This is a genomic window from Arcicella aquatica (assembly GCF_034928825.1).
GTDB lineage: Bacteria > Bacteroidota > Bacteroidia > Cytophagales > Spirosomataceae > Arcicella > Arcicella aquatica.
Genome location: NZ_JAYFUL010000005.1, coordinates 36,137 through 58,399, shown reverse-complemented (window position 1 = coordinate 58,399; position 22,263 = coordinate 36,137). Strand labels below are relative to the sequence as shown.

The window sequence follows — 22,263 nt, the reverse complement described above, 5'->3', positions numbered from 1 at the left end:
TCTATGTATGCTCTTGGAAATATGTAATATTATTCCGATATTTATTTAAGAAAATGACTCCTCTTTATGAAACTCACTTGGCATAAAATATTATTGTTCAGTACTTTACCGCTGGCAGGGTATTGTCAAGATTCTATTGTATCTGCTGAACAAAATAATAGTGGTGTTACTGTCACTACTATTCCCCGAAACGAATATCCAAAGAAATTTAAGCTGAAGCCCGTAACCGATGAAAAATTTGGTTTTCAGTTACTTAAGAAAAAAAACAAGACTATCATCCCATTTGAATTTCACGCTAATTTAGTGATAGTGCCGCTCAGAATTAATAATTCTGATACCTTACGTTTTATTCTGGATACTGGCGTAAGTTCAATCATTCTTACTGATTTCAAAATAGCACAATCACAACACATGATTTATAGTAGAAATGTGAAAATTGCGGGTGTTGGTATTGGGAATGACCTTGAAGCAGGAATTGTATTAGACAACACTATCAAGTTGGGCGAAGCCATTGGCTATCGTCAGAATATTGTTGTCTTAAAAGACGATATCCTAAGACTGAGTGAATTTGTCGGAAAACCTATTCATGGTATCATCGGATATGACCTTTTTAACCGCTTTACCGTAACAATTGATTTTGCAGAAAATCAGTTGATTCTGGAGAATCCAGAACATTATAAATATAAACCTTCTAAAGGAGAACGGTTCCCTATTTCTATAGAAGAAAATAAGCCGTATCTGGGTACGGTAGAATTAGTAAATGGGGAAGAAAAGGTACCTATCAAAGTATTGCTGGATACTGGAGCAGGACATGCTATTTCTATTGAAGTAAATAAGAAATTTAATATACAATTGCCCCCTAAGGTAGTGAAAGCCCAACTTGGACGAGGATTGAGCGGTATTATCAATGGAAATCTGGGGAGATTACCCAAAATTAAGTTTGGGAAATTTGAATTAAACAATGTTGTGGCGTCGTTCCCTGATAGTTCTTCATTTCATTTAAAGCCCACTAATTTTTCTGAACGTCAGGGAAATGTAGGATGTGAATTTCTTAGAAGATTTAAAGTTACTTTTAATTACCGTGATAAATATGTGGTGTTGAAGCCTATCAATAGAAGGATGAAAGAGCCATTTGAACACAACATGAGTGGCATGGAGTTGTTGGCAAGTGGAAGTGATTACCACGAATTTATGATTGAAAGAATTATTGAAAATTCACCTGCTCAATTAGCAGGGTTGCAACAAGGCGACAGGGTGATTTTTATCAATAACAGATCGTCTCGTGATGTATCCATTTCTGAAATTTATAAGATATTTCAGAAAGGCGAAGGTAAACCCGTTAATTTGGTTGTGAAAAGAGGGGCGAATGTGATTTTTACAACGGTTAATTTAAAAAGATTGATATAAAAAAGTCGCTTAGTAAATATTACTAAGCGACTAACACTTAAACCAAAACTAAATTTTTATCTTTCGATGCGTCCATCCAATAACTCAATTACTCGGCTACCATAAGTAGCATTTTTTTCAGAGTGAGTTACCTGAATAATGGTTACGCCTTCATCGTTCAATGTTTTAAATAATTCCATGATTTCTTGGCCTTGCTTTGAGTTCAGGTTGCCTGTAGGCTCATCGGCCAAAATCAAATTGGGTTTTGTGATGATAGCCCGAGCAATACCCACCAACTGTTGCTGTCCGCCCGAAAGCTGATTGGGGAACAAGTCTTTTTTACCCACAATATTGAATCTATCTAAAATATCAGCTACCATAGATTTTCTTTCAGATGACCCAATGCCATGATACAACAATGGCGTTTCGATATTTTCATACACCGTTAGTTCATCAATCAAATGGTAGGCTTGGAAGACAAAGCCAATGTGTTTTTTGTATAATTCTGCTCGTTGTTTTTCTTTGATTTTAAGCACGCTGTGTCCCATAAAAGAATACTCTCCTTCATTGGGTTCGTCCATCATACCAATAATATGCAATAGCGTAGATTTGCCTGAGCCCGAAGGCCCCATAATGGATACAAACTCACCTTGCTCAATAGTCAAGCTTACATCACGTAAAACGAATGCTCTATTTACTCCTGAATTATACCAACGAAAAATGTTTTTGAGTGCTAACATATTTTTAATTTTATGAAAATTTCTTTGTTGAGCTTTAAAATCAGGCTCACTATTTATTACTCCGTTTTAAGGCTTTTGATGGGGTTAGTTAAAGCAGCTTTAAATGTTTGTAAGAAAACAAAAAAAGCAATCATCAAACTAAAAAATATCGCTATGGCTGTAAATATTTGCCAATTCAACTCAATTCTATAAGCATAACCTGTTAACCAACTGTTCATGCTAATTACTGCTAAAGGAAAGGCAATAACAATAGAGATACAGATTAATACGATAAATTCTTTCAAAAAAAGCATAACGATACTAATACTTGATGCACCCAATACTTTTCTGATGCCTAGTTCTTTGGTTCTACGAGCAATACTCATTGACACCATTCCTAAAATACCCAATACTACAATAATAACTGATAAGAATGTGGCTAATTCAGAGGCTTTTTTTAGCTGTAATTCAGACTGATATAGTTTCTTGAGGGTATCGTCCATAAAAGTATATTCAAACACCGAACCTGGCATCAATTCAGTCCATTTATGTTGAATGGCTGATAATGATTCAGCAATATTGCCTTCGCGAATTTTGAAAGATAAATACCTGAAAATAGTATTTTCTTTGACATTCATAAAAGCCAAAGGCGAAATAACCTGATGCATTGAGCCTAAATGAAAATCTTTCGTAACGCCAACTATCGTATAGCTTTGAGGGCTAAAATGTAAACGAACGATTTGCCCAATAGCTTGTGCTGGACTTTTAAATCCCAATGCCTTTATACCCGCTTCATTCAACACCATTTTCCCTGCCTGAAAGGATGATGCTTTGTCTTGAAAAAATACCCCCGCTACCATCGGGATTTGGTATGTTTCAAGGTATTTATCATCACTGGTTAAACTAGGAATATATACAGCTTGGGTAGAATCTTGCCCCATCTTGTAAATACCAATACTATTTTTTGAATTAGTCTCAGGAATTTCAAAAGATAACGTAGCATTACTTACCTCTTTTAGTTTAACCATTTCATTTCTGATAGTCTCCATTTTTTCAACCCCTTTCGGTGACCAATCCCTTGGTACTCTGGCTGTAATAATGGCTTCTTTATGATAGCCCAAATCTTTGGTAAAAAAGTAATTTACTTGTTTGGTAATGACACTGGCTCCGACACCAACAAAAAGAGCAATTGAAAACTGAGAAACAATCAATAATCGCCTGAAAAAAATATTTTCTTTAATCGATTTTAACTTCCCTTTTAAAGAATCTATTGAAGGTATGTTTGATAAAACAAAAGCTGGATACATACCTGATAACAAACCAATCAATAAAGCTAGCAAGATAGCAAATACAAAAAAGTAAGGCGTTATCGATAGTAATGATGGTATTGTCTTATTCAATATTTGTCCAAAAATGGGTTGAAATATTTCAAATAATATCAATGCCACCAGTAAACTTACCAAAGCAATTAAAATAGATTCGGCTAAAAACTGACGAATAATTTGTCCTTTCATGCTCCCAAGCATTTTACGAACGCCAATTTCTTTAAGCCTTGTAAAAGAATTACCAATTGAAATATTGATAAAATTGACAATAGCCATTAGTAAAATAAACAGAGCCGTCATGGTTAGCGTAAAGATTGTCTTTTTTACTATCCCATTGTTTGCTTCTCTATACACCTCTTTTACAGGTGTCAGATACGGGAACAGGTTATCACTAATATTGGCAGGTGCATTAGCTTTAATTAACTTTGCCATAGGCTTAGCTAAGCTTTCGGGCTTTACACCTTCTTTCAACGTGATATAACCAACATTATAAGGATTGTTCCAAGTATTAAACTGACCTCTACCAAAATAATCACTGCTTTCAAAGGACATCAACACGGGTGATTTTGTGCTATTGAGCATATTTGTAATGGAATTGGTCGCTAGCTTATCTAACACGCCCGTAATCATAAAATCTTTTTTACTCCCCGAAAATGATTCTACTGTTAAGGTCTTTCCTACCACATCCGATTGTCCAAAATACTTAATAGCCTGCTCGGCAGTAAGAACCATCGTATAAGGCTGGTTCAAAGCCGTTGTGGCATCGCCATGAAGTAGCTTGAACCCATACATATTTAAAATAGTAGAGTCACCAAGTTGTATCTCTTCTCTGAAAATTTTATCTCTGTTTGAAAACGTAGAAGAAATCCCATCAAAGCGATAGAAGTTTTCTACCAGATTAGGGTAATTTTGTTTAAGTGATTCTGCTAACGGAGCAAGGGTTGTTATTTCTAAACCCATATCAGCTTGTTTCCATTTGCTTTGAATCAGGTACTGATTATCAACATTCTTTAAATCAGCATTTACTTGTAGTTCTCCCCAAATATAAGTGCCAATCAGTAATGTAAAGGTAATGCCAACAGACAACCCTAATATCGAAACCAATGAGTAAAACTTCCGTTTCATCAGGTTTCGCCACGCTATTTTAAAGTAGTTTTGTATCATAATTTCAGAAATTTATTAGTTCAAAGTGAAGATAGTCAGACTAATATATATTCTGATTTAGCTTAACTTTTTTTAACATTTCAATAGAAATTACTCAGTTCTCAAACTCTTTACAGGATTAGCCAGCGCTGCTTTTATTGCTTGAAAACTAACCGTTAATAATGTAATAACTAAGGCACCAAGACCAGCAAAAGCGAAAATCCACCAAGAAATATCTGTTCTGTAATCATAGCTTTGTAACCAATTGTGCATATAATAATAGGCAATTGGAGTGGCTGTCAAAAGCGAAATCAGTACGAGCAATACAAATTCTTTTGAAAGTAATGTCCATAGATTCAGAACGGTAGCTCCTAATACTTTTCTGATACCAATTTCCTTCGTTCTTTGTTCGGCTACAAAAGAGGCTAGTCCGAACAACCCTAAGCATGAAATAAAAATAGCCAATACTGCAAAGAATGAAGTCAGTTTCCCAATTCTTACTTCGTTAAGAAATTTTAGATTATATTCATCATCAGCAAACCAATAATCAAATGGCATATCAGGAGCATATTTTTTTAAAGTAGTCTCAATTTTTCCTAATGCTTCAGAGGAACTTACCTTAGGATTAATTTTGATATTAATGATATTTATCCATTTATAGTCTAATACAAAAACAGTACGTAAAGCAGGTTCATACGGAGAATTCATGACCATATCTTTTACTACACCTAGTATCTTATAAGGTTTGCCATCGATTTTCATGGTTTCACCAACTACTTGTTTGATGCCCATAAATTTCACTGCAGCCTCGTTCAATACAACCCCTGTAGAATCAGTTGAAAATGCTCTTGAGAAATCTCTTCCTTCTTTAAATTGCCAACCCACAGTTTTTCCAAAATCGTGGGTTACTGCTACTGTGCCAAAATTGCCTTGAACATTTGGGTCTTTGCCCTTCCAATCATAACCATTATTAATTGCCCAAACACCCGTTGTAGGACTAGAAGACTCAGACATTTCTGATACAGCTCCAGTCTGTATCAAATCATTTCTGATGGCATCATAGTGCTGTAATAATTCAGGCGTGTTGACAAACATTGTTAATAAGCCTGAATTATTATAACCTATTGGACGATTTTTGGCAAATTGAATTTGGTTAAAGATAATAATCGTTCCAATGATTAAAGTAATTGAAACGGTGAACTGCAAGACTACTAAAACTTTTCTAGGCATTGAGGCAAAATGCCCAATTCTGAAAGTTCCTTTCAACACTTTAATAGGTTGAAAAGAAGATAAATACAAAGCTGGGTAACTTCCCGCAATAAAACCTGTTATTAAACAAAAAACTAAATCTAAAAGCCAAAAAACTGGGCTCGTGAACAGGATAACCATTTTTTTATCAGCTATTTCATTGAAAGCAGGTAAACTAAGTTCTACCAATAATAAGGATAGCACAAAAGCGATAAATACTACAAGGAAAGATTCACTAAGAAACTGAATGATTAATTGGCTACGCATTGAGCCAATGGCTTTTCTGACGCCAACTTCTTTAGCTCGTTTTTCAGAACGAGCCGTACTTAGGTTCATAAAATTGATACAAGCCAATAGCAACACAAACACTCCAATAATGCCAAATAGCCAAATAAACTCGATTTTTCCACCTGTGTTTATGCCATTTTTAAACTCAGAATATAGATGCCATTTATTCATGGGATGTAGAAATACTTCGGGTTTAAAAGAAGCACCTGCTTTATCTACCTTAAGGAGTTTTACATCTTTAATTTTTGCAGAAACTTTATCCACATCAGCATTATCAGCCAACTGAGCATAGGTTTGAAAGGCATTGCTTCGCCAAGGATTACTTAGTTTTTCATCCCAATTTTCATTTTTTATATAAAGGTCCCAAGGAGCGATAAATGCTAAATCATGAAAATCGGAATTATAAGGAATATCTTCATAAACGCCAGTTACTTTTAAATCAAATCTATTATCAACTTTGAACGATTTGAATAAAGGATTTTCATTACCAAAAAATGCTTTTGCGGTAGATTCATCAATTAAGATAGATGATGGGTCTTTCAATCCATTATTTGTTCCTTTCAGCATTTTTAAGCTAAGCATTTCTGGTGCATCGGCTTCAAAGTATTCGCCTCGTATAGAAAGTTTTTTATCACCAAACTTCAAGATATGCTTTCTTCTTCCAGAAGACATTAGTACAAATTTGAAATCGCTTCCATATTTTTCACGAATTTCAGCACCTAGTAAATAGGGATTAGCTGTCTGCGTACCCACTTCGCCATTAAAGGTTTGATGTTGCATCACTTGTACAATTCTATCATAGTTTTTATGATATTTATTGAACGACAATTCATCATGAATCCACAAACCAATCAGTATTGCTACTGCCATACCAACTGCTAATCCACCAATGTTAATTAGGGAATATCCCTTGTTTTTAACAAGATTACGAAAGGCGATTTTGAAATAATTTCTAAACATAATGATATGACTTTAGATTGATGACTAAAAGACTAAAGGTTTTTAGATTTGGGATTTTGACGAAAAATACGCTGCATTCAAAACTCCTAACTCCATATCATTCCGTCCTTAGGCTCTTAACAGGATTAGCCAGCGCTGCTTTTACTGCTTGAAAACTAACCGTTAATAATGTAATAGCTAAGGCTCCTAGTCCAGCAAAAGCGAAAATCCACCAAGAAATATCTGTTCTATATTCATATTTCTGTAACCAATTGTGCATAAAGTAATAGGCAAGAGGCGTTGCTGTAATGAGTGATACCAAAACGAGCAATAAAAAATCTTTTGAAAGCAAAGTCCATAGGTTTAGTACCGTAGCACCTAATACTTTTCTGATACCAATTTCTTTGGTTCTTTGTTCAGCTACAAAAGATGCCAGCCCGAACAAACCTAAGCATGAAATAAAGATAGCAAGGGCAGCAAAAAACAAGGCTAATTTACCAATACGCTCTTCGGTTTTGAATTTATTAGCAAATTCATCATCTGCAAATTTATAGTCGAAAGGAGCGGAGGGAATATATTTTTTGAAGGTAGCCTCAATCTTTGAAATAGACTCGCTCGTACTTTTATTAGGATTCAATTTAAGGTTTATCCAATTTACATCATGTGAACTCAAGAAGTAAAAAGATTGCTTTACGGGTTTGTATGGCGACTGCATCAGCATATCTTTAATTACCCCAATAATGGTAAAATTTTGTGCGTTTTTACCAGTCCCCCATGTAACAGTTTTTCCAACAGGATTTTTAATACCCATAAACTTTACGGCTGCTTCATTGATAACCAGCCCTAATGAATCAGTAGAAAAATCTCTTGAAAAATCTCTTCCTTCTTTAAACTTCCAACCTACAGTTTTTCCAAATTCATGGGTAACTCTAATGTTTGCAAAATCTGTATCAAAATTAGGGTCTTTGCCTTCCCAAGAAAAACCACCAGAGTTTGACCATACTTCTGTTAATGGACTTGATGATTCTGCTAATTCAACAATAGCTCCAGATGCTTTTAATTCATTACGGAGCAAATCAAATTTTCCATAAAAATCTGGTGTTTTCATCAATATCATCATTAAGCCATCTCTATTATAGCCAATAGGTCTGTTTTTTGAAAACTGTACTTGTTTGTAAATGATGATAGTACCAATAATTAACGCTACAGAAACTGTGAACTGAAATATTACTAATACTTTGCGGGGAATGGCCGCAAAACGACCCGCCTTAAAAGTGCCTTTTAGTACTTTTACAGGCTGAAAAGAGGATAAATATAAAGCTGGATAACTACCAGCGACCAAGCCTGTGATTAAACTAAAACCAAGAGAAAGAAGCCAGAACAAAGGGTCTGTCCATAGAATCGTCATTTTTTTATCGGAAACCTCATTGAAGAAGGGTAGAGCAAGCTCTACAATAATGATTGAAAATATAAATGAAAAGGCTACTACTAGTAAAGACTCACTCAGGAATTGTGCAATTAATTGTCCACGAACAGAACCTATCGCTTTACGAACGCCCACTTCTTTAGCACGTTTTTCAGAACGAGCAGTGCTTAAATTCATGAAATTGATACACGCTAATAACAATACAAAAATACCTACAATACCAAATAACCAAACGTATTCTATCAACCCACCTGTATTTACACCATTTTTCCAGTTAGATTTCAAGTGCCAGTCAGCCATTGGTTGAAGGAAAATTTTAGCATCAAATCGTCTTTCTTCTTTGGCCAAATTCTTGAATTTTGAACGAAGAATGCGTTTATTCACTGTTTCAAAATCAGTATTATCGGCTATTTGAGCATATAATTGAAATGAATTATTATCCCATTGATTATTATCTCTTGCTCTTTTTATCCACTCTTCCGAAGAAACGTATAAATCCCAAGGTGCAATGAATTTCAAATCTCTGAAGGTAGCATTAAAAGGTAGGTCTTCATATACGCCTGTTACTTTTACATTCAGTTTATTATCAATTTTCATGGTTTGGTTAATAGGGTCGGCCTCACCAAAAAAAGCCTTTGCCGTTGATGCTGCAAGCAAAATAGAATTGGGTGTTTTCAGTCCTTCATTTGTTCCTTTCAAAATTTTCAGTGACAACATCTTAGGGGCATCAGTATCAAAATAAATCCCACCTTTAGATAATTGCTTGTCACCTATAGATAATATATGGTCCCCTTCCCACGAAGCCATGGCTAAATATTTGAAGTTATTGCCATACTTGTTTTTAAGTTCAGGACCTATCGGGAAAGGCATAGCATTGCCTGTATAAACTGTGCCATTTTCTGTTTGATGTTGTAGGGCAACACCTATTTTATCATAATTTGTATGATATTTATTGAATGACAATTCATCATGAATCCATAAACCAATCAGCATTGCTACAGCCATACCAACTGCTAATCCACCGATGTTGATAAAAGAATAAACTTTATTCCTAACAAGATTTCTGAAGGCTATTTTGAAGTAATTTTTGAACATAGCGTGAGGAGGTTATTTTGATGTTGATATGTAACATATATTTTCAAAAACATCACCAAAAAATTATCTATTTGATTTTCAGTAGATTATGTATTTTTGCAAAAAAAGAAGTGTCCGTTTTCGGACACTTCTTGTGCGGTTTTGAACAAATATATTTGATTGTATTGAGAACGTTTAGCCTTATTCAGACCTTAAACTCTTTACAGGATTTGCCAAGGCAGATTTAAAGGCTTGGTAGCTAATCGTTAATATCGTGATACATACTAAAAGGACTAACACCAATGCGAACATCCAGCCACCAATGTTGATACGGTAAGGATAACTTTCTAAGAATTTACTAGCAGACCACCAAGCTAATGGAAATGCAAGTACTACGGAAACAAATACTAATTTCAAAAAATCTTTGGTCAGCATGGCTACGATGGCTAAAGCAGTTGCTCCAAGCACTTTTCTGATACCTATTTCTTTGGTGCGTTTTTCGGCAGAAAGCGTAGCCAAGCCAAAAAGACCAATACAAGAAATAAACATGATTAAGATAGCCGAAAAGCTAATGATTTGTTTCCATTTTGCCTCTTTTTCATATTGTTTCTGGTTGATTTGGTCTTTAAACTCATAGATATACGGCTGCGTAGGACGTAGTTTTTTAAATACCTTTTCGATGTATTTTAAACTAGCAGGCGTATTGCTAGGCTTAATTTTGATATTTAACTGAGCATACGAACCCATTTCTGGATTGCTAGTAAATAGTTGAGGTTTAATGGTTTCGTATAAAGACGAAAAATGATAGTTTTTCACTACGCCCACTACCTGAAATTTTCTATTGCGTGAGAAGAAATCAACTGTTTGTCCGATTGGGTTTTTCCATCCTGCTTCTTTTACAAAAGCTTCATTGACCAAAATGGCTTGTGCGGTATCCGAAGGAAAATCTTTTGAGAAATTTCTGCCTTGCACCATCGGTATTTGTAAGGTAGGGAGGTAGTCTTGATCAACAATATCAAAGGCAAAAACAATGTCTTTTTTACCGTTCACTTTGGCAAGAGTATTCCAAAAACCACCTTGACGAGGAGCTACGTTTTCGATAGCAGGATTTTTTAATAATTCTTGTTTAAAGGTCTGCGTTTCGGTATAGGTCATTCTGCCAGTTGACAATTCTACGATATTATCGTCTTTATACCCTAAATCCTGTTTGACTAAAAAATCAAACTGAGCGTACAGAATCAAGGTAGCCATCATCATAAAAGCTGCTAACGAAAACTGAAAAACTACAAGACTTTTTTGTAAGAAACTACCCTTCGAAAGCTTAAAACGACCATATAGTGTATCGACAGGACTAAAGCTTGATAATACCAAGGCTGGATAAATACCCGCCAAAAATCCTGTGAGGAGGAACAAGCAAAAATAAGCAGCAATCAGTTGAACATCAAAAAGGTATTTCAATGACAATGCTTTGTTTGATAAGCCATTGAAGACTGGTAACGTTAATTCTACCAAAACGATGGCTAACAGAAAGGCAATGAAGCTCAAGACAAAAGATTCGCCCATGAATTGCCAGATAAGTTCCTTACGGTCGCCACCAACTACTTTTCTGATACCGATTTCCTTACTTCTTTTTACCGAACGAGCCACTGTTAGGTTTACGAAATTGATGCAAGCAATCAACAATAGAAAAATAGCTAACCCAATTAGTACATACGAATACATGGGATTACTTTCGTCTCTTAGTCCATTAGCTGCTCTGAACTCTGTAGAAAGGTGAACATCTAAAAAGGGTTGCAATCCATATTGTATGGTATTTTGGTAATTCCATTTTTCTTTAGCTTCAATCAATTGCCCTTTTGCTTCACGCGCATAAATACTGGCAAATTTTGCTTCTAAGGCCTTTGGGTTAGCAAATGGTTTTAAGGTTACTATCGTGTTTAAATAAAAATTTATCCATTGGTCATCATGCGTTTTATCGCGGTGATAGGGCATCAATAAATCAATCTTGATTGATGAATTCTGTGGGGTCTTTTTGGTAACAGCACCTACAGTAAAATCTTGGAATGTATCATCGTAATTAATAGACAATGTTTTGCCTAAAGCGGACTGTTTTCCAAAATACTTTTCGGCAACTTCCTCCGAAATCACGACAGATTGTGGGTCTTTTAAAGCCGTATTGGCTGAGCCTTCTGCAAAGTCAAAAGTGAAAATGGTGAAGAATGAACTATCCACCTTCATGGCATCTTGCACCAGAATATCATTACCTTTTTTGATATTATAGCTTTCGCCTTGCATACGGACGTAGTTTTCAATTTCAGGCAATTGCTCTTTAAAACTAGGGCCAGGCATCATGCCTGTAATCCCAAATTTTTGTACTTTACCATCTGGAGCAGTTTCAGTAGAGGTGATTCTATAAATCTGATTGACATTTTTATGGAAACGGTCGTAGCTGACTTCGTCTTTGGTATAAAGCACGATTAACATACAACAGGCCAAGCCAATGCTCAATCCCGCAATATTGATAAACGAAAACACCTTATTGCGTCGGAGGTTTCGGATAGCTATTTTTAAATAGTTTTGTAACATCGCTTTAATGTTTAGGTTTTTTTATTCGTTGCGGAGGCTTTTAATGGGATTGGACACTGCTGATTTCAATGCTTGATAACTGACCGTAATGAAGGCCAACGCCATACTGGTTAAACTTGCCAACAGAAAGGTTTCCCAAGTCAGGGATATTCTAAAGACAAAGTCTTGCAACCATTTTTGCATAGCCCACCATGCCAATGGAATAGCGATGAAGTTGGCAATGATAACCAATCCTAAGAAGTCTTTAGAAAGTAGAAATACAATGTTCCTGATGTTGGCTCCCAATACTTTTCTGATACCAATTTCTTTGTCTTTTTGCTCTGCCAGAAACGTAATTAATCCGAAAAGACCTAAACAAGCTATCAGAATAGCGATACTCGTAAAGCTGAAAAACATCTTTGACATACGTACTTCATCACTGAATGTCTTTTGAAATGCTTCATCTAGGAAATAAAATTCAAAGGGCTTCTCGCTTTGGTATTTTTCGTAGATGTTTTGCACTTGCGCCACTTTTGCTTGCACATCGGTTTTTGAGTCTAACCGCAGATAGATACAACCAGATAATGTTTCAGCAGGATTGGGGGCAGATACTGAAATCATCAATGCTTCTATTTTTGATTTGACACCATTGTAGTGAAAATCTTTCATGATACCACCGACTATGGTTGTACCACTTCCGAGGTTCACAGATTTTCCTACAGGATTATCACCCAACTCCATTTGTTTTACAGCTACTTCGTTTAGATAGACTTTTGCTGTTAAGTTTTTATTGTCAATAGGTGCTTTCAGCCATTTCAAATCAACAGTATTAAAGAAATTTTCGTCGGTACTGATAGAAAATAATGTAACTTCCTTCTTAGAAACCAATGATTTGGTAAACCACGCATTTACGCCTTTATACAAGGGTGTAGAAACGGTTGAAACACTTTTTACACCACTTATCTGCTTGAGTTCATTGTTGAACAATGCGATTTTTGAGGCAGCACTTTCTTCAATAGGCAATACCAAAACTTGGTCTTTGGTTAGTCCCAAATCCATGTTTCGCATATAATCTAGTTGTTGTTGTACTACCAAGGTGCAGATGATAAGGACTACCGAAACAGAGAACTGGAAAATTAAAAATCCCTTTCGAACGATTGCACCACTCTGTTGGCTTGAAAATTTACCTTTTAGCACTTCTATTGGGCTAAACCGTGAGAGAAAAAGAGAAGTGTAACTTCCAGATAGTAGAATGCTCAAGGCAAATACTGATAGCAAGACTCCGATGAAAAGAGGGCTTTTCATAAAGGACGTATCTACCTGTAAGCCTAAAATCTCATAAAAAGGCTGACGTAGTATTTCTAATAACAAAAAGGCTAGTACAAAAGAACATAAACAATAGATAAAGGCTTCTACATAAAACTGCTTTACTAATCCTAGGCGTTCGGCACCCACTACTTTTCTGATACCTACTTCCTTTGCTCTAATCGTGGCTCTGGCGGTTGTCAGGCTCATGTAGTTGAACAATGCTAGTACTAGAATTAATATTGCTATGCCCGAAAAAATCAAGGCAAATTTTGTGTTTGTTTTATCCGAAAAATTGCTTCCGTTATGAAGTTTATCAAATTGTTCAAGTGAATAGGTCGCTGTTTCATCAAATCCACCTGATAACTTTCCAGCTTTAATAATCGTCTTTTCTACTTTAGAGACAGACTGCTGTTTATTCAATAATAAAAAGGTTTCAAACGAACCCGCACGCTCCCAAATTGATAGCTTAGAGGCATCTAATTTGGGAAAAGTAGATATAGGAGTAATTAATTCAAACTGAAAAGTTGAATTGGAAGGCATTTGTGCTATTACACCCGTCACCGTGAATACTTGTTTGCCTTCTAACAGTAATGTTTTTCCGATAGGGTTTTCGTTACCAAAATATTTTTTAGCAACATTCTCTGAGATGACCAAACTGAAAGGATTGTTCAAGAATGATTTATCATTGCCTTGTAAGGTTTTAAAAGTAAACACTTTGAAAAAAGTAGGGTCAACGAATGAAAGCGATTCTTCTTTGAATTTGATTTCAGGATGAAGTGCATTTTTGAAAGTAATATTCCTTTCATTGTTTATTCTAATAAACTCTTCTACTTCAGGGTTAGCTTCTTTTAATAATTCCCCCAACTTCGCATTCATCGCTGTAAACTGAACAGTTTGTTCACCGTATTTACTCACCGATAATATTCTATAAATTCTATTACCTTTTTCGTGAAATTGGTCGTAGCTAAATTCATGTGAAACAAAAAGTAAAATCAGCATTGCGGCGGCTAAACCCGTAGCTAGCCCACCAATATTCAAGATTGAATACAGTTTATTACGCCATAGATTCCTAAGAGCTATTTTTAGATAGTTTTGTAGCATGATATTTATGATTTAAAGATTTCAGGACTAAATGACTGTAGGATTTCAGATTTGGGATTTTGAGTTTTAATGAAAATACTCCTCACGCTGCATTCAAAACTCCCAATTCAAATCATTCTGTTCGTAAACTTTTCACAGGATTAGCCAAGGCAGCTTTAATCGCTTGATAACTAATAGTCAACAAAGCAATGAGGATAGCTAATACTCCTGCCAATACAAATACCCATGCGTTAATATCAATCCGATATGCAAAATCTTGTAGCCACTTGTCCATGAGCCAATACCCTAACGGAAAAGCTAAACAACAGGCTACTAATACCAATTTGAGGAACTCTTTAGAAAGTAAGGTTACGATTTGTTGTACCGAAGCACCTAGCACCTTGCGAACCCCAATTTCTTTGGTACGTTGTTCAGCCGTGAAAGTAGCTAAGCCAAATAATCCTAAACATGCCACAAAAATGGTGAGTCCTGAGAAAATACTTAAAATGATACTTACTTTCTGTTCGCTCTGATACGTTTTTTCAAATAACTCGTCCATGAAAGAATAGGCAAAAGGCTCTTCTGTATTAAACTTTTGCCATTGGTTTTTCAATAAAGCCAACAAACCTTCTACATCTTTGCCTTTTACTTTGATGGTTAAACCATAAGTTTTTTCAGAAACCATCAACAAAGGTGTGATACTTTCGTGGAGCGATTTAAAGTGAAAATCCTTCACAACGCCAATGATTCTATACGTAATTTTCAAGCCTTCGTTATTTTTTAGGCGAGTAATGGTATGTCCAACGGCATTTTTACCCCAACCAAAAGCCTTTGCTGCTGTTTCGTTGATAATCATTGCGGTAGAATCCGTTGCAAAATCTTTAGAGAAATTCCGTCCAGCAATGATTTTCATACCCATCGTTGGAATATACTGCTCGTCGATTTTGTACTCCAACGTTCGCATTATTTGCGAATCATCGCCGTCGGGATAGCCCAGAGAATTATTTGAATCACTCGGTCCGGCTGGCAAATAACCAGCACTGGTTACGCTCAATACTCTTGGGTCTTGTAAAATTTGCTGACGAAATACTTCTTCATTTTTCCCCATCGACCAAGTATTTCGTATGATGAGTAATTGGTCTTTGGCATAGCCTAAATCTTTACTTTGAATAAACTTAATTTGCTGATATACCACCGTTGTACCGATGATTAGAGCAATAGAAATAAAGAATTGAAAAACTACCAAACCACTTCTCAGACTGATACTTTTTCCTGCCAATTTGAATTTGCCTTTCAGTACTTCCACAGGATTGAAAGAAGAAAGGAAAAAAGCTGGATAACTGCCTGCCAAAACGCCAACCAATAAACCAAAAAGTAAAAAAGCAAGAAGTAGGAGAGGGTTTTTGAGGAAATCTAATTGTAAATCTTTTTCGGCTAAATCATTGAAAATTGGCAAGGCTAATTGCACCAACATCAAAGAAAGTAAAAGTGCAACGATGCTTAAAAGTACCGATTCAAATAAAAACTGGGTAATCAAATCTTGTTTTACAGAACCCAATACTTTACGAACGCCTACTTCTTTGGCACGTTTGGAAGCTCCAGCTGTTGAAAGATTCATGAAATTGATACAAGCGATAAGTATCATAAATATCGCAATTGCTCCGAAAATATAAACATATTGAATGTTTCCGCTGGCTTCCATGCTACCAGTATAACCAGCGTCTAAGTGAATACTGGTTAAGGGTTGAAGGAAAAGTCCAAGCTGATTACCTTTCTGTAAAAACTGAGAAAGGCTCATACCCATGGCTACTTGGATTTGCGGGCCCATGTATTTTTTAATGACTTGGGGCAATTTGGCTTCTAGTTTTTTATAATCATACCCTTCTGGTAGCACCAAATACGTGAAGAATCCTGAGGTCATCCATGAATCACTCTTTGCATCTTTTACACTGGACATTGAACCAAAAATATCAAAATGGAAGTGCGAATTATGTGGTACTTTGTCGATAAGCCCAGTTATTTTATAATTCTCATTCCAACTTTTGATAAATAGTACCTTGCCGATAGGGTCTTCGTTACCGAAATATTTTTTAGCTAATTCCTTTGTGATGACAGCCGTATTGGGTTGAACCAAAGCCGTTTTAGTATCACCTTTCAGAAGAGGTAAAGTAAATACTTGGAAGAAATTGGCATCTACAGAAGCAAAAGAGTTTTCTTTGAATTTCTTATCGTGATACACGATTTCAGGCGAACCACTGGTGCGTAAACGAGTAGCATCTAGTACTTCTGGATAATCATTTTTCAATACCTGTGCTGTTGGAGGCATCACATTGGCCTCATTGATTTTTCCATCATTGATAGAGGCTTTAAAAACAACACGATAAATCCTATCGGCTTTTTCATTAAATCGATCATAGCTTAATTCATCATAGACAAAAAGCATGATGATAAGGCAAGTAGCAATTCCTAAAGCCAAGCCTACGACATTAATTGCTGAGAAAGTCTTGTTTCTAAGCAAATTACGAATAGCGATTTTTAAATAATTTTGTAGCATGATTATATGACTTTAGGACTAAATGACTAAAGGATTTTGGATTTCAGTAAAAAATACTCCTCACTCCGCATTCTAAACTCTTCACTCATTTATTCTGTTCTCAAACTTTTTACTGGATTCATTAAGGCTGATTTGATGGCTTGGTATCCAACAGTTAGCAAGGCAATTCCCAAAGCCAAAGCACCTGCTACTACAAAATACCACCATTCAATGGTTATTCTACTCGCAAAATCTTGTAGCCATTGTTGCATGAAATAATAGGCTATCGGGCAAGCAATGACGATAGCGATAAATACAAGTATCAAAAAATCTTTTGATAACAATTGTACAATACTCAATACGGAAGCGCCCAAAATTTTTCGGATACCAATTTCTTTGGTACGTGATTCTACTGTGAAAGTAGCTAACCCAAAAAGACCCATGCAGGCAATGAAAATTGCCCAGACAGACGCCGTTGTGAATAAGGTGCTGTATTGGCTCTCGGTTTCGTACTGCTTATTGAAATTGTCATCCATAAAGAAAAACTCAAATGGATTACCCGAAAAATGACTTTTGAATATGTTTTCTAAAGTAGCTACCTTTGAGGTCATATTTTCTCCGGATAATTTTACTGTTAAATACGAAGAATTATTCTGAGGGTAAAAAATCATCGGGTCGATAGCTGTTTGTAAGCTTTTATGATGATAGTCTTTCACTACTCCAATCACTTCAAGGTAACGCTCGTCCCATTTGATTTTGGCATTTACAGCCTCTGTCGCCGACTTAAAGCCTAATTGTACGATGGCTTTTTCGTTCAAAAGTACTTTGCTATTATCATTCCAGTCAACCTCACATTCTTTAGCAGTAAAATTGCGTCCTGCCTTTAAAGGAATTTGATAGGTTTTTAAAAAATTATTGCCAATGATGACAAACGAATAGGCCTTATGTTCATCGCCTGCTTTTGATTTTGCCGAAGTGAAACCAACTGTCGTAAAATTATACCAGTTACTAGGTACGCTTCCGCTCGTGCAATAGTCTGTCACAAAGCTTTGTTGGGCAATATCGGTTTCAAAGGCACTTACTCGGCTTTTATAAGTACTATCTTTGCCAATTTCTGGTCCTTTTATGACTAACAATTGCTTGATATTCATGCCTAAATCTTGGTTTTGCATGTGTTTCAATTGACTGAAAACAATAATCGTAACAATGATTAGGGCAATGGAAATACTAAATTGTGTCACTACCAATGATTTTCTCAAGAATATTCCCTTGGTCGATTTGTGTAGTTTGCCTTTGAGCGTTTCTATCAATTTAAAATTGGCCAGACCAAAGGCAGTATAAACACCCGAACCAATAGACCCTACCACTAACAAACCTAAGCCTATTACCCAAAGCGAGGAGGAGAGGAGTGTTGTTAAAGAAAGGTCTTTCTGAATTGTCTGATTGAAAAATGGTTGTAATAAAGTAACTAAAAAGATAGCCCCCACGAATGCAAACAAATTAACTAACATCGATTCCCCTAAAAATTGGAGTACTAGGTTACTTCTAGTAGCACCGATTACTTTTCGTACGCCTACTTCGTTAGCTCTTTTTAGGGCATTGGCTGTGCTAAGGTTGATATAGTTGAACCATGCTATCACCAAAATAAGGAACGCTATTCCACTAAGGATAAATACATATTTTACATTACCATAGTGCTGATAAGTGTCTGAAAAACTACTGGCTAAATGTATTTCAGAAAAGGGTTGAAGTCTGAAATTAGTAGCATCGTTTTCTTTACTCAATTCTTTTCTAAGGGTGTTTAGTTTACCTTCAAGTGCCAAATAATCAGTTTTTTGATTGAGCAAAAAATACGTGTCAATATATTGTGAGTCTAAATTATCAATACTTGCCCAATCGTTTCCATTTAAATTGGCTGGATTTTTTAGGGTTTCTAAAGAAAGTACTAAATCTAACTTTATATCCGAATTATCGCCCATGTCAGCAAAGACGCCTTTTACGACATAATCTTTTTTGCCAAATTGGTTATATAAAGTAAGTGTTTGTCCGATAGGGTCTGCTTTATCAAAATACTTTTTAGCAGCCGACTCAGCCATGAAAATTACATCAGGTTTGTTCAATTCACTAGCCGAACCTTTGAGAAGAGGAAAGCTAAAAAAGGAAAAGAAATTGCCTTCGGCATAACCCATTTTTTTCTCTCTAAACGAAACATTTTTTGATTCATTTTTTACAATGCCTTGTGCTACTCCATCGGCTACTCTGCAATATTCTTTTATTTCTGGAAGGCGTTCTTTGGCTTTGGTTGCCCAGCCTGGTTCTACTTGCGCCCATGTTTCGCCTTTATTATTCTGGTTCAGTAGGCGATACATATTGGGTAAATTAGCATGAAATTGATTCACGCTTCTTTCCAAGCTTACATATTCTAAAATCAACAAAAAGGCGGAAATTCCTAAAGCCAACCCCGCAATATTAATGAATGAGTAAACCTTGTTTCTGAACAAGACTCTCAAAGCTATTTTAAGATGATTTTTAAACATGAGTTATGACTTTAAGATTTTAGACACTAGATTTTAGACTTTAGTATTTTTAGAATTTAGGACTAAAAGATTTTGGATTTCGGTGAAAAATTACTCCTCACTCCAAATTCCGCACTCCATTCATTCTGCTCGTAAACTCTTTACAGGATTCATCAAGGCTGCTTTGATAGACTGGTAGCTTACCGAAATCAAGGCGATGATGATTGAAGCAATGGCTGCCAAAGCAAAAATCCACCAACTGATGTCTACTCGATAAGCAAAATCTTGTAGCCATTTATTCATTGCCCAATAGGCAATTGGCGAGGCTATTACAATGCCTAAGATGACCAACTTCAAGAAGTCTTTTGATAATAACTTCACAATCTGGCTTACTGATGCGCCTAATACTTTTCTGATACCGATTTCTTTCGTGCGTTGTTGGGTCGTAAAGGCTACTAAGCCGAATAAACCCATGCATGAAATCAGGATAGCAATGCCTGTAGCAGTATTTAATATTTTCGCAAAGCGTTCTTCTTTTTCATAAAATTTGGCAATGCTTTCATCAAAGAAAGTAGGACTAAATTCTTCATAGCTATTTGGATATACTTCCTTATAAGCCTTTTGTATTTTGGCTAATACAGCCTTGAAATCAGTAGAAGATTGTCCTTTGCTACGCACTTTCACGTTGAAGGCCGTTTCATATTTATTCTCCGACATCATGTATAAGGGCTGAATAGCCTTGTGCAAGGGTTGCAAATGAAAATCAGCAACTACTCCTACGATTGGTAAATTGATATCGCCCTTTCCTCCTGAATAAATTAAAAATTGACCAATGGCTTGTTCAGGATTATTGAAGCCCAACGCTTTTGCATAGCTTTCGTTAATCACAAATTCTTTGGCGGTATCGCTAGTAGTAAGATTTCTTCCTGCAACGATTTTCAAGCCATACATTGGGATATAATTGGCATCAACAGAGCGTCTGTGAACATCTAGCTTAACTTCCTTTTTCCCATTTCTATAGGTAACCCTGTTGGTAGAGTATCCATTTTTGGCTGGTTTATCACCGAGACTAACCATTTCTACTTCAGGAATTTGTTTTAGCTTTTGAATCAATACATTCTTCTTGTTACTTTCTGTATCGTGCCAATCGCTATAAAAATTAATGATAGCATCTTTCTTAAAGCCTAAGTCTTTATTAAGCATAAACCTAGATTGCGTAGCGACGATGATTGTGCCTAAAATAAAAACTTGCGATGCCGTAAACTGAAACGTAATCAATGCTTTGCGGAGGAATGCCGTACTGCTTTGACCATTCACTACCTGATTTTTTAAAGATGATACAGGCTGATAGGATGAAATAATCCAAGCAGGGTATAAGCCCGATAAAACGCAGGTTACGATGGTAATGAGTATTAAAAAAGCAATAGTGTTTGGGTCTAAAATATTAAAATGCAGTTCTTTAGGAACGAAATCTTCAAATATCCAAAGGATAGGTTCTACAAATAAAACAGACAACAATACCGCTAAGGTAGTGATGATGAGGGTCTCGCATAGAAACTGTATAATCAAGCTTTTACGATTGCTACCCAACACTTTGCGTACTCCAATTTCTTTTACACGTGTGATAGATTGGGCTGTGGCTAAATTGACAAAATTGATAGCTGCAATCAATAATAAAAATACTGCGATACCTAGTAAGGCATAAAGTGTTGGTAAATGTACTTGACGAGAAAAATTATCACCGAATTCAGCATTGAAATGTATATCCGACAAAGCTTGTAAACTAAGGGTACGACCAATATTCCATTCGTCTTTTTGATCAAGATGCTTTTTTAGAAAAGTTGGAAACTTAGCATTGATATTTCCTGCTGTGGTGTTCTGACTAAGTTTTACAAAGGCCATTGAACTAGAATTTGTATTGGTCCATTCGTCCAATTGAAATTCTTTTCTCCAGTTTTTTGCCTCGATGCTTTTAAAGGAAATAAAAACTTTAAATTTAAAATCAGAATTATCAGGCAATTCTTTGACAATTCCTGTTACGGTTGTAACCAAAGAATCATTAAAGTATAATTGCTTGCCTAAAACTTGCTGTAAAGGAATTTTGCCAAAATATTTTTCAGCTTCATTTTTTGTTAATATTACCTCATTAGGAGTTTGAAGGGCTGTTTTTTGATTACCCTCTAGCCATTCGTAATTAAAAATGTTAAAGTATTGTGGCTGACAAATTAATATTTCAGCATTATTGCTTTTCCATGTTTTAGGCAAATTTTTAGTGTCGTTTTTATCGTTTGGTACTGTTACTTTAGAGTCCCATACATGACAAGCAGTAAGGTACTCAATACCGGGTATTTCCTGTAAGATGGATTCAGGCATAGGGGCTGATAAACCTGCATTAAAGAAGGACTTGCCATCTTGATTTTTAAATCCAGAGGTAATTCGGTAAATCCGTTCACGGTCGGGATGAAAATTTTCAAAACTCAATTCAAAGCTTACCAACAGGTAAATCACCAAGCACGTACTTACGCCAATAGCTAAGCCCAGAATATTAACTAAGGAATAGAGCTTGTTTCTAAACAAGATTCTCAAAGCGATTTTTAAGTAACTGTTGAACATAATTTTTTAGACTTTAAGATTTTAGAAATAAGACAAAAGGCTTTAGGATTTACGATTTTCAAGATGTAGGATTAATGACTTTAGGACTAAAAGACTAAAG

10 protein-coding genes are annotated in these 22,263 nt (G+C 35.8%); 1 reads left to right on the top strand and 9 read right to left on the bottom strand.

The features are described from left to right. The first annotated feature begins 66 nt into the window (after window positions 1-66). On the top strand, window positions 67-1,407 hold the full coding sequence (locus VB264_RS04240) for an aspartyl protease family protein (protein ID WP_323247057.1): 1,341 nt from the start codon (window positions 67-69) through the stop codon (window positions 1,405-1,407). Between the two features lie 56 nt (window positions 1,408-1,463). Here the strand turns inward: VB264_RS04240 and VB264_RS04235 are convergent, their stop codons facing one another. From VB264_RS04235 to VB264_RS04195, 9 genes are all read right to left on the bottom strand, one after another. Further along, complete coding sequence (locus VB264_RS04235; RefSeq protein WP_323247056.1) at window positions 1,464-2,126, bottom strand: ABC transporter ATP-binding protein; 663 nt, start codon at window positions 2,124-2,126, stop codon at window positions 1,464-1,466. A gap of 56 nt (window positions 2,127-2,182) precedes the next feature. After that, a complete protein-coding gene (locus VB264_RS04230) occupies window positions 2,183-4,594 on the bottom strand; it encodes an ABC transporter permease (RefSeq protein ID WP_323247055.1) in 2,412 nt (803 codons plus the stop codon). 90 nt (window positions 4,595-4,684) lie between these two features. Next, window positions 4,685-7,069 carry an ABC transporter permease gene (locus VB264_RS04225; protein WP_323247053.1) on the bottom strand — a complete coding sequence of 795 codons (2,385 nt, stop codon included), beginning with the start codon at window positions 7,067-7,069 and terminating at the stop codon, window positions 4,685-4,687. 97 nt (window positions 7,070-7,166) lie between these two features. Further along, window positions 7,167-9,569 carry an ABC transporter permease gene (locus VB264_RS04220; RefSeq protein WP_323247052.1) on the bottom strand — a complete coding sequence of 801 codons (2,403 nt, stop codon included), beginning with the start codon at window positions 9,567-9,569 and terminating at the stop codon, window positions 7,167-7,169. Window positions 9,570-9,749: 180 nt separating this feature from the next. After that, on the bottom strand, window positions 9,750-12,134 hold the full coding sequence (locus VB264_RS04215) for an ABC transporter permease (protein WP_323247051.1): 2,385 nt from the start codon (window positions 12,132-12,134) through the stop codon (window positions 9,750-9,752). 21 nt (window positions 12,135-12,155) lie between these two features. Beyond that, complete coding sequence (locus tag VB264_RS04210; RefSeq protein ID WP_323247049.1) at window positions 12,156-14,522, bottom strand: ABC transporter permease; 2,367 nt, start codon at window positions 14,520-14,522, stop codon at window positions 12,156-12,158. Window positions 14,523-14,634: 112 nt separating this feature from the next. Then, window positions 14,635-17,055, bottom strand: a complete 2,421-nt coding sequence (locus VB264_RS04205) for an ABC transporter permease (protein ID WP_323247048.1) — start codon at window positions 17,053-17,055, stop codon at window positions 14,635-14,637. Between the two features lie 89 nt (window positions 17,056-17,144). Then, complete coding sequence (locus VB264_RS04200) at window positions 17,145-19,571, bottom strand: ABC transporter permease (RefSeq protein WP_323247047.1); 2,427 nt, start codon at window positions 19,569-19,571, stop codon at window positions 17,145-17,147. Window positions 19,572-19,691: 120 nt separating this feature from the next. After that, window positions 19,692-22,163, bottom strand: a complete 2,472-nt coding sequence (locus VB264_RS04195; protein ID WP_323247045.1) for an ABC transporter permease — start codon at window positions 22,161-22,163, stop codon at window positions 19,692-19,694. Between the last annotated feature and the right edge of the window lie 100 nt (window positions 22,164-22,263).

What these genes read in the sequence shown, in the direction of transcription:
- VB264_RS04205 (WP_323247048.1), bottom strand. Translation starts at nt 17,055, where the DNA reads ATGCTACAAAATTATTTAAAAATCGCTATTCGTAATTTGCTTAGAAAC.
- VB264_RS04220 (WP_323247052.1), bottom strand. Translation starts at nt 9,569, where the DNA reads ATGTTCAAAAATTACTTCAAAATAGCCTTCAGAAATCTTGTTAGGAAT.
- VB264_RS04240 (WP_323247057.1), top strand. Translation starts at nt 67, where the DNA reads ATGAAACTCACTTGGCATAAAATATTATTGTTCAGTACTTTACCGCTG.
- VB264_RS04230 (WP_323247055.1), bottom strand. Translation starts at nt 4,594, where the DNA reads ATGATACAAAACTACTTTAAAATAGCGTGGCGAAACCTGATGAAACGG.
- VB264_RS04235 (WP_323247056.1), bottom strand. Translation starts at nt 2,126, where the DNA reads ATGTTAGCACTCAAAAACATTTTTCGTTGGTATAATTCAGGAGTAAAT.
- VB264_RS04215 (WP_323247051.1), bottom strand. Translation starts at nt 12,134, where the DNA reads ATGTTACAAAACTATTTAAAAATAGCTATCCGAAACCTCCGACGCAAT.
- VB264_RS04225 (WP_323247053.1), bottom strand. Translation starts at nt 7,069, where the DNA reads ATGTTTAGAAATTATTTCAAAATCGCCTTTCGTAATCTTGTTAAAAAC.
- VB264_RS04200 (WP_323247047.1), bottom strand. Translation starts at nt 19,571, where the DNA reads ATGTTTAAAAATCATCTTAAAATAGCTTTGAGAGTCTTGTTCAGAAAC.
- VB264_RS04195 (WP_323247045.1), bottom strand. Translation starts at nt 22,163, where the DNA reads ATGTTCAACAGTTACTTAAAAATCGCTTTGAGAATCTTGTTTAGAAAC.
- VB264_RS04210 (WP_323247049.1), bottom strand. Translation starts at nt 14,522, where the DNA reads ATGCTACAAAACTATCTAAAAATAGCTCTTAGGAATCTATGGCGTAAT.